At 66.3% G+C, this 14,733-nt stretch carries 14 protein-coding genes; 6 read left to right on the top strand and 8 right to left on the bottom strand.

What is annotated here, in order from left to right:
* Positions 1 to 7 precede the first annotated feature (7 nt).
* Positions 8 to 1,735 (bottom strand): glycoside hydrolase family 5 protein, encoded by a 1,728-nt coding sequence (locus RND78_RS13710; protein ID WP_312729484.1) that lies wholly within the window; start codon positions 1,733 to 1,735, stop codon positions 8 to 10.
* A gap of 397 nt (positions 1,736 to 2,132) precedes the next feature.
* On the opposite strand from RND78_RS13710, the gene RND78_RS13705 reads away from it, so the two are divergent.
* On the top strand, positions 2,133 to 2,540 hold the full coding sequence (locus RND78_RS13705; RefSeq protein WP_312729483.1) for a response regulator: 408 nt from the start codon (positions 2,133 to 2,135) through the stop codon (positions 2,538 to 2,540).
* Positions 2,541 to 2,622: 82 nt separating this feature from the next.
* Entirely contained in the window at positions 2,623 to 2,832 is a 210-nt protein-coding gene (locus RND78_RS13700; protein ID WP_312729482.1) for a hypothetical protein, read from the top strand.
* A 7-nt stretch (positions 2,833 to 2,839) separates the two neighbouring features.
* On the opposite strand, the gene RND78_RS13695 is transcribed toward RND78_RS13700, so the two are convergent.
* Positions 2,840 to 3,301 (bottom strand): Lrp/AsnC family transcriptional regulator, encoded by a 462-nt coding sequence (locus tag RND78_RS13695; RefSeq protein ID WP_312729481.1) that lies wholly within the window; start codon positions 3,299 to 3,301, stop codon positions 2,840 to 2,842.
* Between the two features lie 223 nt (positions 3,302 to 3,524).
* Between RND78_RS13695 and RND78_RS13690 the strand changes: the two genes are divergently transcribed.
* The 4 genes from RND78_RS13690 to lpdA are packed head-to-tail and all read left to right on the top strand — an operon-like array spanning position 3,525 to position 8,490.
* A complete protein-coding gene (locus RND78_RS13690) occupies positions 3,525 to 4,757 on the top strand; it encodes a thiamine pyrophosphate-dependent enzyme (protein WP_312729479.1) in 1,233 nt (410 codons plus the stop codon).
* Between the two features lie 4 nt (positions 4,758 to 4,761).
* A complete protein-coding gene (locus RND78_RS13685; protein ID WP_312729477.1) occupies positions 4,762 to 5,820 on the top strand; it encodes an alpha-ketoacid dehydrogenase subunit beta in 1,059 nt (352 codons plus the stop codon).
* Position 5,821: 1 nt separating this feature from the next.
* The gene (locus RND78_RS13680; protein ID WP_312729476.1) at positions 5,822 to 7,105 is read left to right on the top strand and encodes a dihydrolipoamide acetyltransferase family protein; all 1,284 of its coding nucleotides are present in this window, start codon (positions 5,822 to 5,824) and stop codon (positions 7,103 to 7,105) included.
* 2 nt (positions 7,106 to 7,107) lie between these two features.
* Entirely contained in the window at positions 7,108 to 8,490 is a 1,383-nt protein-coding gene (gene lpdA / locus RND78_RS13675; RefSeq protein WP_312729475.1) for a dihydrolipoyl dehydrogenase, read from the top strand.
* A gap of 180 nt (positions 8,491 to 8,670) precedes the next feature.
* Here lpdA and RND78_RS13670 read toward each other — a convergent pair whose 3' ends face one another.
* From RND78_RS13670 to RND78_RS13645, 6 genes are all read right to left on the bottom strand, one after another.
* Positions 8,671 to 8,979, bottom strand: coding sequence for an ester cyclase (locus tag RND78_RS13670; RefSeq protein ID WP_409457050.1), 309 nt, complete (start codon positions 8,977 to 8,979; stop codon positions 8,671 to 8,673).
* A gap of 61 nt (positions 8,980 to 9,040) precedes the next feature.
* Entirely contained in the window at positions 9,041 to 10,294 is a 1,254-nt protein-coding gene (locus RND78_RS13665; protein ID WP_312729473.1) for an amidohydrolase family protein, read from the bottom strand.
* Positions 10,291 to 11,598 (bottom strand): MFS transporter, encoded by a 1,308-nt coding sequence (locus tag RND78_RS13660; RefSeq protein ID WP_312729472.1) that lies wholly within the window; start codon positions 11,596 to 11,598, stop codon positions 10,291 to 10,293. Before RND78_RS13660 ends, RND78_RS13665 begins: the two co-directional genes overlap by 4 nt.
* Positions 11,599 to 11,781: 183 nt before the next feature.
* Positions 11,782 to 12,684 (bottom strand): LysR substrate-binding domain-containing protein, encoded by a 903-nt coding sequence (locus tag RND78_RS13655; RefSeq protein ID WP_312729470.1) that lies wholly within the window; start codon positions 12,682 to 12,684, stop codon positions 11,782 to 11,784.
* A gap of 65 nt (positions 12,685 to 12,749) precedes the next feature.
* Positions 12,750 to 13,535, bottom strand: coding sequence for an enoyl-CoA hydratase (locus tag RND78_RS13650; RefSeq protein ID WP_312729468.1), 786 nt, complete (start codon positions 13,533 to 13,535; stop codon positions 12,750 to 12,752).
* Between the two features lie 13 nt (positions 13,536 to 13,548).
* Complete coding sequence (locus RND78_RS13645) at positions 13,549 to 14,733, bottom strand: acetyl-CoA C-acyltransferase (RefSeq protein WP_312729467.1); 1,185 nt, start codon at positions 14,731 to 14,733, stop codon at positions 13,549 to 13,551.

The following is a 14,733-nucleotide window of genomic DNA, read 5'->3' as shown; positions in this document are numbered from 1 at the left end:
CAGCCGATCAGCGGCTGAAGGACACCAGCTTGTTGGGATAGCCGACGCTGGCATCCAGGCTACTCGCGTCGAGGAAGACCCCGAGGTTGCTGGCGCCGCTCTGGACGTAGCTGATCTTGACCACCTGGCCATTGCTCAGCCGTACCGAGCCGCCCACCTTGAAGGTCGAGCGATTTTCCGCGGTGGCCGGGATCGAGACGGCGGCGGCGCGGCGGTAGATGCCGCGGTTCCAGTCGGCGTTGGTGAAGTCATTGATGGCCGAGCTGACGCTGGCAGTGCTGGTCACCCCGGTGGGCGAGACCGTCACCGTCTTCGGATAGCCTACGGCGTTGCCGTTGAAGGGCGCGCCCTCGGTGAAGACGCCGAGGCTGCTGCCGGCCTGCACCGAGGAGATCCGCCGCACCTGGCCGTCCGCGGTGGTCAGGTAGGCGCCAGCCTTGAAGGCGGCGCGGTTCACCGCGGTACCGGGTACCGAGACAGCGGCCTTGCTACGGAACACGCCGTTGAGCCAGTCCGGATTGGTGAAGTCATTGAGTACCGAGGTCACGGTGCCGGCCGTCGCGCCGCCGCTGGCGGGCGGGACCTGGACACCGGCGTTGCTGCCCGCGTTATCGGTATTGCCGCTACTGCCGCCGCTGTTGCCCACGTTGCCGGTGCCGCCGGTGGCCGGTGCGGTGCTGCCACTGGCTACCGGACCTATGGCCGTGCAACTGCTGTCGTCCAGGTACTTGCGCAGGGTCGGCCACTGCGGGCGCTCCTGGCCGTTGATGGGCTCCACCGACATGAAGTAGCTGCCCCAGCCCGGACCCGCCGCCCAGTAGGACGCCGGGATGCAGTTCTGCTTGAGATAGGCCAGCATGTTGTCCATCAGCAGGTTCCAGCGCGGGTTGTTGTCCGGCACGCCGAATTCGCCGATGTAGCCGCGCTTGCCGTTCTTCTTCAGCCAGTCGACGAAAGGCTTGACGCGGGTGACGCCGTAGTTGGCATCGAGCTTGTTGACGTCGGTCTTGTCGTAGCTGCCGCCGGCGTTCTCGTCGAAGTAGGAATGCGCCGAGAAGATGATGTTGTTGGCAGGGTCCTTGAGGCCCAGCAGCGCGTCGTTGAACTCCGCCCAGCGGGTAGCGCTGGACCAGCCATTGCCCTCGACGATGACCGGCCGCGAGCTGTCCACCGCGCGCACGCCGTTGATGCCGTACTGGGCCGCGGTGGGCCAGTAGGCCATGGCATCGTGAGGCTCGTTCATGATGTCGTAGGCGTACAGCGACGACTGGCCGCTCCACTGCCGCGCGATGTGGGTCATGATCTCCTGGTAGCGCGCATAGGGCACGCCGCTGGTCCCTATCACCTGGCCGCGATAGCGGGCGTAGTTGTGCAGGTCGAGAATGATCTTGATGCCATGCTTCTGCGCGTAGCCGAAGGTCTGGTTCACCAGGGCCACGTAGGCACTGTCCAACGGTCCGCCCAGTTGCGGCTGCAGGCGCTCCCAGATGATGGGGAAGCGGATCAGCTTGACGCCTCGGGCACTCCACTGCTGGAAGTAGGCTTCCACCGGGAAGATGTAGTTGGTGCCGTTGATGCCAGGCAGCACCTGGGGTGCGAAGCCGGCGCCGGACAGGTTCAACCCGACCAGGCTGACGGGTTCCGCCTGGGCGACCGTGGCGGACAGGGCGATGACGGTAGCGACCGCGGCGAGCGGACGACGTAGGGCGGTGACGAAGGGGCGGATAGGAGTCATGGACAGGTACTGCTTTGGGAGGCGTGGCGTCGATGTCCTTTGTTTACGAGCAAAGCCTGGGTTCAAGGTAGGGCCACTGGGACGTGACGAAGGAGCTCTGCGTCCTGCAGTTGGTATGACTAATACAAGTCATATGCCAGCTATTTTCTGACGCAGGCTTAATTCCCTGTTTTTAGGCTACAGGCAGCGCTCAAAACGCCAGACTAGAGGCGCTGAGCAAAACGTAACCAAATATGCGCGACCTAGGGTCGCAGTGCGGAAAAGCTGCGACTGACGAAAGAATTAATGCTGCCAGACAGAAATCTGACGCCATGGATCAGCCTTGACTGACGCGGGGGAATTTTCTCTCGCCACCGCTTTCCAAGGCTCAGCAACGTCTTGTATATAAGGTCCAGTCATGCGCGCAGAACAGCCGGGAACCCCTGTCTTCCGACCCACCCTCCTGGTGGTGGACGACGAGCCTCTGGTAGCGGACTTCGTCCGCGAGATCCTCGAACCCGAAGGCTTCAATATCATCGCCGCTGACTCCGCAGATGCCGCTCTGCCGATTCTGGAAAAGGAAGAGGCCAACATCGACATCCTGCTGACGGACATCCGCATGCCCGGTTCCATGGATGGCGCGCAATTGGCGAATCTGGTGTGCCAACGGTGGCCAGACATGCCCATAATCGTCATGTCTGGCTACGAGACGCCCTCGACGGCGAGCATCAAGTGCAAGGTGCGCTTCCTGCCCAAGCCCTGGTCCATCGGTCAGCTGATCGATACCGTCAACGGCGTCGCCTACTCCGTTACACCCAGCGCTTGATCCTTCGGTCGCAGGCTGTTTGAGGAACCGCGGCGATGTGAACAGTGTCACATCGCCACCTCAACGATCAGTCTGGCCCGCCATGTACGTCCTGACCCAGCGCTTCGTCTCGTGCGTCAAGAACCTCGATTGCCTGTTCGGCCCCCTCGCACCCGACGGTGCCCTGCCTGTACGACTCAGCGATAGGGAAGGTCGGCGCTTCGTCACCCTCATACTCGACATCACCCGACTGCAAGACGCACGCTATTGCGAGCAACAGGCACAGCAGGCGCGTAGCTCGCTGGCCGTCTGAGCCGCCCTCAAAGCGGCGGTGCCGGTCGCAGCAGCACGGCCTTGAGCGAAAAGGCTGATGTCACGCTGGCAACCCCGGGAATGCAGGTCAGGGTATCGGCCAGAAAATGCTGGTAGGCCGCCAGATCCTGAACCACCACCCGCAGCACATAGTCCGCATCGCCGGTCATCTGGAAACAGCTCATCACCTGGGGCGCCTTGACGATCTCGCGTTCGAAGGCGCGCAGATAGTCGGTGGACTGCTTTTCCAGGCGCACCGAGACGAAGACGCTGACACTGCCGGCCAGCCGGGTTTCGTCGAGCTGGGCGTGATAGCCCTGAATGTAGCGCTCCTCTTCCAGGCGCTTGACCCGTCGCAGCGTCGGGGTCAACGACAACCCGATCTTCTGCGCCAGATCGCGCCAGCTCAGGCGCCCATCGGTGGACAGGGCATTGAGGATGCGCAGGTCGATGCGGTCCAGGCCAGCCATGGTGCAAAACCTCCAATGTTGTTCTTGTAGGGAGTTCAATAGCACCAAAAGACTGCCCTGCCCACCCTGAAATTGCGGCAAAACGGCTAGCACGGGCGGCCTATACTCAGGGGGCCAATAACAAGAATGCCGAGGCCCCCACCATGTGGCACCCTGCAGCGCATCCGGACGGCCAACCCGTCCTGCGACTCGCCCGTATCCCCTGCTCTCCAGAGGTGCGGCCATGAGCGACTACCCTCCCCTACACTTGCACGTCCCCGAGCCCAGCGGCCGCCCGGGACGCCCCACCGACTTCGGCTATCTGCAACTCTGCCCGGCCGGCAGCGCACCAAGGCCAGCCGTGGACGTGGCGCCGGTGGATACCCGGGAGCTGGCTACCCAGCTGATCCGCATCCTCGACGACGACGGCAAGGCCGTGGGTCCCTGGGCCACGGAAGAAGCGCCCGAGCTGCTGCTGAAAGGCCTGAGAGCCATGCTCAAGACGCGGCTGTTCGATGCGCGAATGCTCAAGGCCCAACGGCAGAAGAAGCTCTCCTTCTATATGCAGTGCCTGGGCGAGGAAGCCATCGCCGTTGGCCAGACCCTGGCCTTGCGCCCGGACGACATGCATTTCCCCACCTATCGCCAGCAGGGCATCCTCATCGCCCGGGAGGCGCCGCTGGAGGAAATGATCTGCCAGCTGCTGTCCAATGCCCGCGACCCGCTCAAGGGTCGCCAGTTGCCGGTGATGTATTCCTACCGCGACCTCGGCTTCTTCTCCATTTCCGGCAACCTGGGCACCCAGTACATCCAGGCGGTAGGCTGGGCCATGGCCTCGGCGATCAAGGGTGATACCCGCATCGCCGCCGGCTGGATCGGCGACGGCGCGACCGCCGAAGGCGACTTCCATGCCGCCCTAACCTTCGCCCACGTCTACCGGGCGCCGGTGATCCTCAACATCGTCAACAACCAGTGGGCCATCTCCACCTTCCAGGCCATTGCCGGTGGCGAGGGCATCACCCTGGCCACCCGCGGCCTGGGCTATGGCATCGCCGCGCTACGGGTGGATGGCAACGACTTCCTCGCCGTGCTGGCCGCCTCGCGCTGGGCCGCCGAGCGCGCCCGCCGCAACCTGGGGCCGACCCTGATCGAGTGGGTGACCTACCGCGCTGGTCCTCATTCCACCTCGGACGATCCGTCCAAGTACCGTCCCGCCGACGACTGGGCGCACTTCCCCCTGGGCGATCCCATCGACCGGCTCAAGGCGCATCTGATCGGTCGCGGCCTCTGGTCGGATGCGCAGCACCAGGCGCTGGGCGTCGAGCTGGAAGCCGAGGTGGCCGCTGCCCAGAAGGCCGCCGAAGCCCACGGCACCTTTGCCAGCGATCTCGCTCCCAGCGCCGCCGACATGTTCGAGGAGGTCTACCAGGACCTGCCGCCGCACCTGCGTCGCCAACGCCAACAGCTCGGGAAGTGATGCCATGACCGTACAACAGGAAACCGACCTGCCGACCCAGGCCGGCAGCCGCAGCACCCTGACCATGATCCAGGCCATCCGCTCGGGGCTGGACGTGATGCTCGAACGCGACAGCAACGTCGTGGTGTTTGGCGAGGACGTGGGCTACTTCGGTGGCGTCTTTCGCTGCACCGAGGGCCTGCAGGCCAAATATGGCGCCTCGCGGGTGTTCGATGCGCCCATCTCGGAGAACGGCATCGCCGGTGCTGCGGTGGGCATGGGCGCCTACGGCCTGCGGCCGGTGGCGGAGATCCAGTTCGCCGACTATGTCTACCCGGCCATCGACCAGATCGTCTCCGAGGCGGCGCGGCTGCGCTATCGCTCGGTGGGCCAGTTCACCGCGCCGCTGGTGTTCCGCATGCCCTGCGGCGGCGGCATCTACGGCGGCCAGACCCACAGCCAGAGCCCCGAGGCCATGTTCACGCAGGTCTGCGGCCTGCGCACGGTGATGCCCTCCAATCCCTACGACGCCAAGGGCTTGCTGATCGCCTCCATCGAAAGCGACGACCCGGTGATCTTTCTCGAACCCAAGCGCCTCTACAACGGCCCCTTCGACGGCCACCACGACCGCCCGGTGACGCCCTGGTCGGGGCACCCCGCCAGCGCCGTGCCGGATGGCTACTACCGGGTCGAGCTGGAGCGTGCCGCCGTGGTCCGTCCCGGCCAGCAGGTCACGGTGCTGACCTATGGCACCACGGTCTGGGTCGCCCTGGCGGCGGCCGCCGAGACCGGCATCGACGCCGAGGTGATCGACATCCGCAGCCTCTGGCCGCTGGACCTGCAGACCCTCACCGATTCGGTGAACAAGACCGGTCGCTGCGTGGTAGTCCACGAAGCCACCCGCACCTGCGGCTATGGCGCCGAGCTGGTGTCCCTGATGCAGGAGCACTGCTTCCATCGCCTGGAGGCGCCCATCGAGCGCGTGACTGGCTGGGATACCCCCTATCCCCATGCCCAGGAATGGGACTACTTCCCGGGTCCGTCCCGCGTCGGCGCCGCGCTCAAGCGCGTGATGGAGGCCTGAGATGGGTACCCATGTCATCAAGATGCCCGACATCGGCGAAGGCATCGCCGAGGTGGAACTGGTCAAGTGGTACGTGGCGGTGGGTGACGAGGTCAGCGAAGACCAGACCCTCGCCGATGTCATGACCGACAAGGCCATGGTGGAGATTCCCTCGCCGGTAGTGGGCCGGGTGGTGGTCCTGGGCGGCGAGCCTGGCCAAGTCATGGCCGTCGGTGCCGAGCTGATCCGCCTGGAGGTGGCCGGCGACGGCAATCTGCGCGAGGCTAGTCGATCAGCGGCAGAGGAATCAGCTCCCGCACCGGCACTCAGGCCAGAAGCAGCCAAGCCCGCGCCGCCCCCGCGACCGCCAGAACCGGAGGTCCATCGTGACGACGACCGACCGACTTCCCGCCCCGCCCCAGGCAGTCCACCGCTGGCCTCGCCCGCGGTACGCCAACATGCCTGGGACCTTGGCATCGAATTGAGATTCGTCACTGGCAGTGGTCAGGGCGGCCGTATCCTGCACGGCGACCTGGAAGCCTATGTGCAGCAGCGCGATGCTGGTCTGCCTCCTGCTGCCAGTGGTGGCGGTGGCCTGGCGAAACGCAGCGGCGAGGAGCGCATCCCGCTGATTGGCCTGAGACGCAAGATCGCCGAGAAGATGCAGGCCGCCAAGCGTCACATCCCCCACTTCACCTATGTAGAAGAGGTGGACGTCACCGAGCTGGAAGCCTTGCGCACCACCCTCAACCAGCGCTGGCAAGGGCGTCGCGCCCACCTCACCCTACTGCCCTTCCTGGCCCGGGCGCTGGTGGTGGCGGTTCGGGATTTCCCGCAGATGAATGCGCGCTTCGACGAAGAGAGCAGCACCCTGACCCGCTACGGCGCCGTGCACCTGGGCATCGCCACCCAGGGTGAGCAGGGCCTGGCGGTGCCGGTGGTGCGCCATGCCGAGGCGCTGGATCTCTGGGGCTGTGCCCAGGAAGTGGCGCGCCTGGCCACCGCGGTGCGCAGCGGCAAGGCCAGTCGCGACGAACTGGGTGGCTCTACCCTGACCATCAGCAGCCTCGGCCCCCTGGGCGGTATCGCCTCCACCCCCATCATCAACCATCCCGAGGTAGCCATCATCGGCGTCAACCGCATCGTCGAACGGCCGGCCTTCCGCAATGGCCTGGTGGTGCCGCGCAAGCTGATGAATCTCTCCGCCTCCTTCGACCACCGGCTGATCGATGGCCAGGACGCCGCCAGTTTCATCCAGGCCGTGCGCCTGCTGCTCGAACAACCCGCCACCCTTTTCCTGGAGTAGCCATGGATACCCGACTCCTCATCATCGGCGGCGGCCCGGGCGGTTATGTCGCTGCCCTGCGCGCTGCCCAGCTGGGCATCGCCACCACCCTGGTAGAAGGTGCTGCCCTCGGCGGTACCTGCCTCAACGTGGGCTGCATTCCCTCCAAGGCCATGATCCATGTCGCCGAGGAGTACCAGCGCGCCTGTGGTCGGGCTGACCAGGGTTCCCTCGGCATCCGCCATGGTCGCCCGGACCTGGACCTTGGCCAGGCCGTGGCCTGGAAGAACGGCATCGTTGATCGCCTCACCACTGGCGTGGCCGCCCTGCTGAAGAAGCGGGGGGTGGCGGTCATCGAAGGCTGGGCCGAGATCCTCGACGGCAAGACCGTGGAAGTACAACGTCCGGGCGGCGAACGCTTGCGTATCCGTACCGAACACCTGGTGTTGGCCATGGGCTCCACCTCGGTGGAATTGCCCAACCTGCCCTTCGGCGGGCCGGTGATATCAGCGACCGAAGCCCTGTCGCCCACGGAAATCCCCGAGCACCTGGTAGTGGTCGGTGCCGGCTACATCGGCCTGGAACTGGGCATCGCCTATCGCAAGCTGGGCGCCCGGGTCGCCGTGGTGGAAGCCCAGTCGCGGCTGCTGCCCGGCTACGATGCCGAACTGACCGGCCCACTGCGCCAACGCCTGGAGCGGCTGGGCATCGAACTGCACTTGAATTGCCGAGTCGCCGGCCTGGCCGATGATGGCGCCGGTCTGCGGATGACCAACGCCGAGGGCCAGGAGCGCGTCCTACCGGCCCAGCGCATCTTGGTCGCCGCGGGTCGCCGGCCGAGGACCGAAGGCCTGGAGCGTCTGCCGCTGGATTTCGATGGTCGCTATATCCGTGTCGACGACGGCTGCCGCACCAGCATGACCGACGTCTGGGCCATTGGTGACCTGACCGGCGAACCGCTGCTGGCACACCGCGCCATGGCCCAGGGCGAGGTGGTGGCCGAACTGATCGCCGGCAAGCGGCGGCGCTTCGCCCCGGTGGCCATTCCGGCGGTCTGCTACACCGATCCGGAGATCGTGGTGGTCGGTCTTACTCCCGAGCAGGCCAAGGACCAGGGCGTGGAGACCAAGGTCGCCAGCTTCCCCTTCGCCGCCAACGGTCGCGCCCTCACCCTGGAGGCGCCGGAAGGCTTCGTGCGGGTGGTGGCCCGCGCCGATGACCATCGCATCCTAGGCTGGCAAGCCACCGGGCAGCAGGTGGCGGAACTGGCCACGGCCTTTTCCCACAGCCTGGAAATGGGCATGCAACTGGAAGACGTCGCCGCCACCCTGCATCCCCACCCCACGCTGGGCGAGGCGGTGCAGGAAGCGGCGCTGCGTGCCCTGGGTCGGGCCCTGCATCTGTGATGGATGGACCGGCCTGGGTCTCGACGAGGTCCAGGCCAGGTTGGCTTTATGAAGATTTCGCGCGGGTTGAGTAGCTGATGGCTACCGCCCGCACCCTCACAGCTGCGCCGCTATCGTCGCCGTATCTATCACCGAGCGCACCTCGCGGATACGTCCTGCTGCGAAACGATAGAAGACATGCTAGCTGAAGCGGACGCGACGGCCATTCACTGCCAGGCCGAACAGCTCGCCCCGCGGATGGCAATCGAAGTCCAGCTGCGCTGCGAGCCACGGCGGCTCCACCACCAGTAACCGTGCGACGAACTGTAGATCGGGAATGGCGGCGTGATCGCCTTCGAGCATGGCCTGGTAGCCGGCCAGCCCCAGCGGACGGCCGTTATGCTCGACGGCCGCGTCGACGTAACGGCCCAACTCCGCCCAGGCTTGGCGATTGAGGCAATCGAGATAGGCCTGGTAGTGGTTGCCGAGTTCGGCTGCGGTAAGGGGCATGGCGAGGTCTCCACTGACGCTATCCGCTACAGGAGACCTCGACCAACCGGTAAGACTCCCCTCAACCCAGGCGATTCTTGACCACGCGTCCGCTTTGGAGAATGACCTCCAGGCGCTCACCCTGCCCCACCAGGCAGCCAATATCGGTCAGCGGATCGCCATCCACGACCAGCAGATCCGCCAAGGCACCGGCCGCGATGCAACCCAGCTCACCCTCGCGCTGCAGGATGCTCGCCGCGACACTGGTGGCGCTGCGCAAAGCTTCCAGGTTGCCCAGTACCTCGGCGCGGATGCGGAGTTCCTGGGTCTGGTATTCGTGCATCTCGCCCAGCAGATCGGAGCCATAGCCCATGGGGACGCCTGCCTCGGCATAGAGTTCGAGGGCACGGCGACCGGCCAGGCGCACGTCCTCGATCTTGGCCACGGAATCCGCCGGTAGACCGTAGCGAGCACCGTGCTCGGCGAGCATCTCGTAGGTCACCTGGGTGGGCACGGCGAAGGCGCCCCGCTCGCGCATCAACTGCGCCGTCTCCCGATCTACCAGGTTGCCATGTTCGATGGTGCGCACCCCGCACGCCACGGCGCGGCGAATGGCTCGCGCGGTATAGGCATGGGCCATCACATAGGTATTGGCCGCCTCGGCTTCCTCGACGATGGCGCGAATCTCGGCCTCGCTGTACTGGGTGTTGGCGATGGGATCGGTGGGCGAGGACACCCCGCCGGAGGCCATGATTTTGATCTGGCTGGCGCCCTGCTGCAGTTCTTCCCGCACGGCCTTGCGTACGTTGTCCACGCCATCCACCACCCGGGCGATGGCGCCGGCGCGGAAGCAGCAGCTGCACGGCTCGCTCAGCAGCAGTTCACCACGGGCGCGCATGTCGCCATGGCCACCGGTCTGCGACAACGCCTTGCCGGAGGCGAAAATGCGCGGTCCCGGTACCAGGCCAAGCGCGATGGAGCGGGCCAGGGCCCAGTCCGCGCCACCGGCATCGCGCACGGTGGTGAAGCCGCGGGCGAGCATCCCCTCGAGAATAGGCAGCGCGCGGTACATGATGATGGCGTTGGGCTGCAGGGCGTTGAACCCGAGGTTGGCGCTGGAGGCCAGCACATGCACGTGACAGTCGATGAGGCCCGGCATCAGGGTCCGGCCGCCCAGGTCGATGACGGTGATGCCTGCCTGCGGCACAGCGCTCTGGTCGCGCACGGCGGTGATGCGTTCGCCTTCCACCAGGACTTCTTTACCGGTGATCAAGGTGCCGGTGGTGAGATCGAGCAGCTTGCCGCTACGGAGCAGCAGGGGGGTACTTTGAGTCATGCGGATTCTCCCGGTTGATGGCCGCTGGCTGCGTCGCGGAACAGGGCGGCGCCCCCGGCACTGATGGCCGCGGCGAACATGATGTAGAAGGCTGGCGCCAGATGGCTGCCGGTGGCAGCGATCAGCCAGGTCACGGTGAAGGTGGCGAAGCCGCCGAACAGGGTCACGGCGAAGTTGTAGGCCACCGACAGCCCGGTGGAGAGCACGCGGGTCGGCAACAATTCGCCGAAGGCGGCCAGCAAGCCACCCAGATAGCCGGAGATCAGCAGTCCCAGCACGGCCTGGAACACCAGCAGGGACATGAGCCCCGGCCAGCGATTGAGCATCCAGAACAGCGGCCAGGTGACGCAGAAGATGGCGATGGCCGACCCCAGCAGCCAGCGCCGCTTGCCATGGCGATCCGCCAGGCGTCCTACCAGCGGGGTGGCGACCAGTAGTACCAGGCCACCGAGCACGCCAGCACTGAAGCCCAGTCCACTGGGCAGGCCCAGCACCCGTGTGGAGTAGGACGGCAGGTAGAACAGCACGGCGTAGGTGCAGACCGTCCAGAGCACCACCATGGAAAAGGTGATCGCGGTTTGGCGGGGATAGCTGCGCAGTACCTCGCGCAACGGCGACTGGGCACGCTCAGCGGCGGCATAGGCCGGGGTTTCGTCGATACGGCTACGGATGTAGAACCCGATGGGGCCGATCAGGGAGCCGAACAGGAAGGGTAGGCGCCAACCCCAGCTCTCCAGTTGCTCCGGGGTCAGCAGCGCCGACAGCAGCGCGCCACAGCCTGCGCCTAGAGCGACCGCCACTCCGATGCTGGCTTGGATCCAGCTGGAGTAATAGGCCTTTTGCCCGGCGGGCGCGTGTTCGGTGAGAAAGGCGGTCGCGCTGCCCATCTCGCCCCCCGCGGAAAAGCCCTGCAGCAAGCGGGCGAAGACGATGAGCGCTGGCGCGAACAGCCCCCACTGGGCATAACCTGGGGTCACGGCGATGATCAGGGTACCGGCGGCCATCAAGAGGATGGTCAGCGACAGCGCCGCCTTGCGGCCCCGGCGATCGGAGTAGATGCCGAGCAGGATGCCCCCCACCGGGCGCATGAAAAAACCGACGCCGAAGGTCGCCAGGGCCAGGAGGTAGGAGGTGAGTTCGCTGGCGCTCGGAAAGAACACCTTGGCGATGATGACGGAGAAGAAGCTGTAGACGGTGAAGTCGAACCACTCCAGACCGTTGCCGATCACGGTGGCGACGACCGCCTTGTTGGCCTGGCGGCGCTGAAGGATGGACGGCTGCGGGAAAGTCGTAGCGCTCTGCATTGTTGGCTCCCTGAATGCGAGTCGCGCAGGAAACTTGGGAGTCCCTGCAGCGGCGACGGCAGTTTCGATAAAGGAAACAGGACGAGGATCTCTGCCCTCTGCCGCCGAGCTTAAGGGGCTATTCGGAGCGCAGGAAAACGCTGATTGCAGGTGTTTGCATGCGTCTGGCGCATGCAAGTGGTGTCAGTGCGGTGCACTCAGGCTGTCGTTCAGCCAGGCCTCGAAACGGCGTGCCGCCAGGCCAGGCTGACGATCGCCCGGCCACAGCAGGTAGTACCCCCCCTGCCCCTGCACGCATTCGCTACAGGCTGCCACCAGCGCACCCGAGCGCAGGTGGGCATCGATCATGGGGCGCCAACCCAGGACGATACCGTGGCCGGCTACCGCCAGATCGACCAGGATGGGGTACTGACTCACGGTGAGCCGCTGGCGTATCCGCGGGGCGGGATGGCCCAGGCGTGCGAACCATTCCGCCCAGGACAGCCAGCGGCGCTGCCCGTCCTCGATCATCAGCAGGCGCCGGTCGAGCAGTTCCGGGGGTGACAGCTGATGCCCACCCAGGTAATCCGGCGCGCAATAGGCGCCCACCCATTCGGGAAACAACTGGCGACCGGCCAACCCAGGGGGCGGTGGCTCACGCAGGAAATAGAGCGCCAGATCGAATTCGGGCTTGAGCAGGGTATCGAGGTTGTCCAGCACCCGCAGGCGCACGTCGATGCCGGGAAAGGCACTGGCGAAGCGGCCGATCAGCGGGCCCAGCCACAGAGCGGCCACGCCCGAGGAGCAGGCCAGCACCAGCTGCTGTTCCCCGCTGAGATCCATGACATCCGCCGTGGTTTCCGCGAGACCCGCGAGCACTTGCTGGACCCGCTCGGCATAGCGCTGCCCCGATACCGTCAGGTGCAGCCGCTTGTGCTCTCGACGAAACAGCGCACGACCGAGAAAGGCCTCCAGCTGCGCCACCTGACGGCTGATGGCGCTCTGCGTGAGGTTGAGCTCCAGCGCCGCCCGGGTAAAGCTGCCGAGCCTGACCGTTGCCTCGAAGGCAATCAGATTGGTCAGGGGTGGCAAGGGTTCGATACGCATCCGAAGGCTCTGCAACGCTGGGCTCAAACGGTCAGTCTAGCGCCTCTGACGAGCGTCGGGTGCGCTCAACGATGCTTGAATTTCGCCGGCCGCTTCTCGACGAAGGCGGTCATGCCTTCCTTCTGGTCGGCGCTGGCGAACAGCGAATGGAAGACCCGGCGCTCGAAGCGGATACCCTCGGCCAGGCTGGTCTCGAAGGCGCGGTTGACGCTTTCCTTGAGCAGCAGGGTCGCGGGCAGGGAACGGCTGGCGATACCACGGGCGGCTACCAGGGTGCGCTCCAGCAACTCGTCCGCCGGGAATACCTGGGCGACCAGGCCTGCGCGCTCGGCTTCGGCGGCATCCAGCTGCCGACCGGTAAGACACAGCTCCATGGCCTTGGCCTTGCCCAGGGCGCGGGTCAGGCGCTGGGTGCCGCCGATACCGGGGATGACCCCCAGGGTGATCTCCGGCAGGCCGAAGCGCGCCGTGTCGGCGGCGTAGATGAAGTCGCACAGCAACGCCAGCTCGCAACCGCCTCCTAGGGCGTAGCCAGCCACCGCGGCGATCAGCGGCTTGCGCCGCTCGGCAATACGATCGGCGACGCGGAAGTAGTCGTCCAGGTAGATCTGCGGATAGCCCTGCCCGACCATTTCCTTGATATCGGCGCCGGCGGCGAAGGCCCTGGCCGAGCCAGTAAGCACCACACAGCCCACCTCGGGGTCGGCGTCCAGGCGCGCCAGCAAGGCGTCCAGGTCGCTGAGCAACTGGGCGTTGAGGGCATTCAGCGCCTTGGGCCGATTGAGGGTGATGAGGGCGACCCGCGCCTGGATGTCCAGCAGCAGGGTCGGTTCGGCAGAGGCATCGCTCATGGTCTTGTCCTTTCTAGTCATTGAGTTCCAGCGCCAGGGCCGTGGCCTCGCCGCCACCGATGCAGATGGCTGCCACGCCACGGCGCAGACCTTGCTGGCGCAGGGCGTGCAGCAGGGTCACCAGGATGCGGGCACCGGAGCCGCCGATGGGATGGCCGAGGGCGCAGGCCCCACCATGCACATTCAGGCGCCGCGGGTCCAGCCCCAAGGCGTCCTGAGCAGCCAGGGCCACCACGGCGAAGGCCTCGTTGATCTCGAACAGGTCGACATCTGCCAGTTGCCAGTCGATGCGCTCCAGCAAGGTGCGGATGGCCGCGATAGGCGCGGTGGGAAAGTCGCCCGGTGCGCCAGCATGGGCGGCATGGCCGCGGATCGTCGCCAGGGGGGGCAAGCCATCGCGCATCGCCGTGCTGGCACGCATCAGCAGCAAGGCCGCTGCGCCATCGGAAATGGAACTGGCATTGGCCGCGGTCACGGTTCCGCCTTCGCGGAAGGCCGGCTTGAGCGTGGCAATGCGCGCGGGATCGGCGCGCCGCGGTTGCTCGTCGGTGGCGATGCGCAGGGTTTCCCTACGCCCGGTCACCTCGACCGGCACGATCTCCGCGGCGAAGGCGCCGCTGGCCTGGGCCTGCCGCGCCCGTTCCAGGGAGCTGAGCGCATAGGCATCCTGGCGCTCGCGAGCTATGCCCAGCCGCGCCGCGCAGTCCTCGGCGAAGGTGCCCATCAGGCGACCAGGCTCATAGGCATCTTCCAGGCCGTCGAGGAACATGCTGTCGATGAGCGCACCGTGGCCGAGGCGGTAGCCGCTACGCGCCTTCTCCAGCAGATAGGGTGCCCGGCTCATGCTCTCCATGCCGCCGGCCACCACCACCTCGGCACTGCCGGCACGCAGCAGGTCATGGCCGAGGATGGCCGCCTGCATGCCTGAACCGCACATCTTGTTCAGGGTGGTGCAACGGGTACTCTGGGCCAGACCGGCGCCCAGGGCGGCTTGGCGTGCCGGTGCCTGACCGAGCCCTGCCGGCAGTACGCAACCCAGGAGCACCTCGTCGACCCGCTCCGGCGACCAGCCGCCGCGCTCCAGTACCGCACGTACCACGGCGCTGCCCAGTTGCGGTGCCGACAGCGTGGCCAGCTCTCCCCCCAGCGCGCCCATGGGCGTACGGGCGGCGGCGACGATGACGATGGGATCGTGCAT

The sequence above is a fragment of the Pseudomonas oryzihabitans genome (genome assembly GCF_032027545.1).
In the GTDB taxonomy this organism is placed as follows: Bacteria; Pseudomonadota; Gammaproteobacteria; order Pseudomonadales; family Pseudomonadaceae; genus Chryseomonas; species Chryseomonas oryzihabitans_F.
Note: the sequence above shows the minus strand (reverse complement) of the source record. Positions and strands in the feature narration are given on the sequence as shown.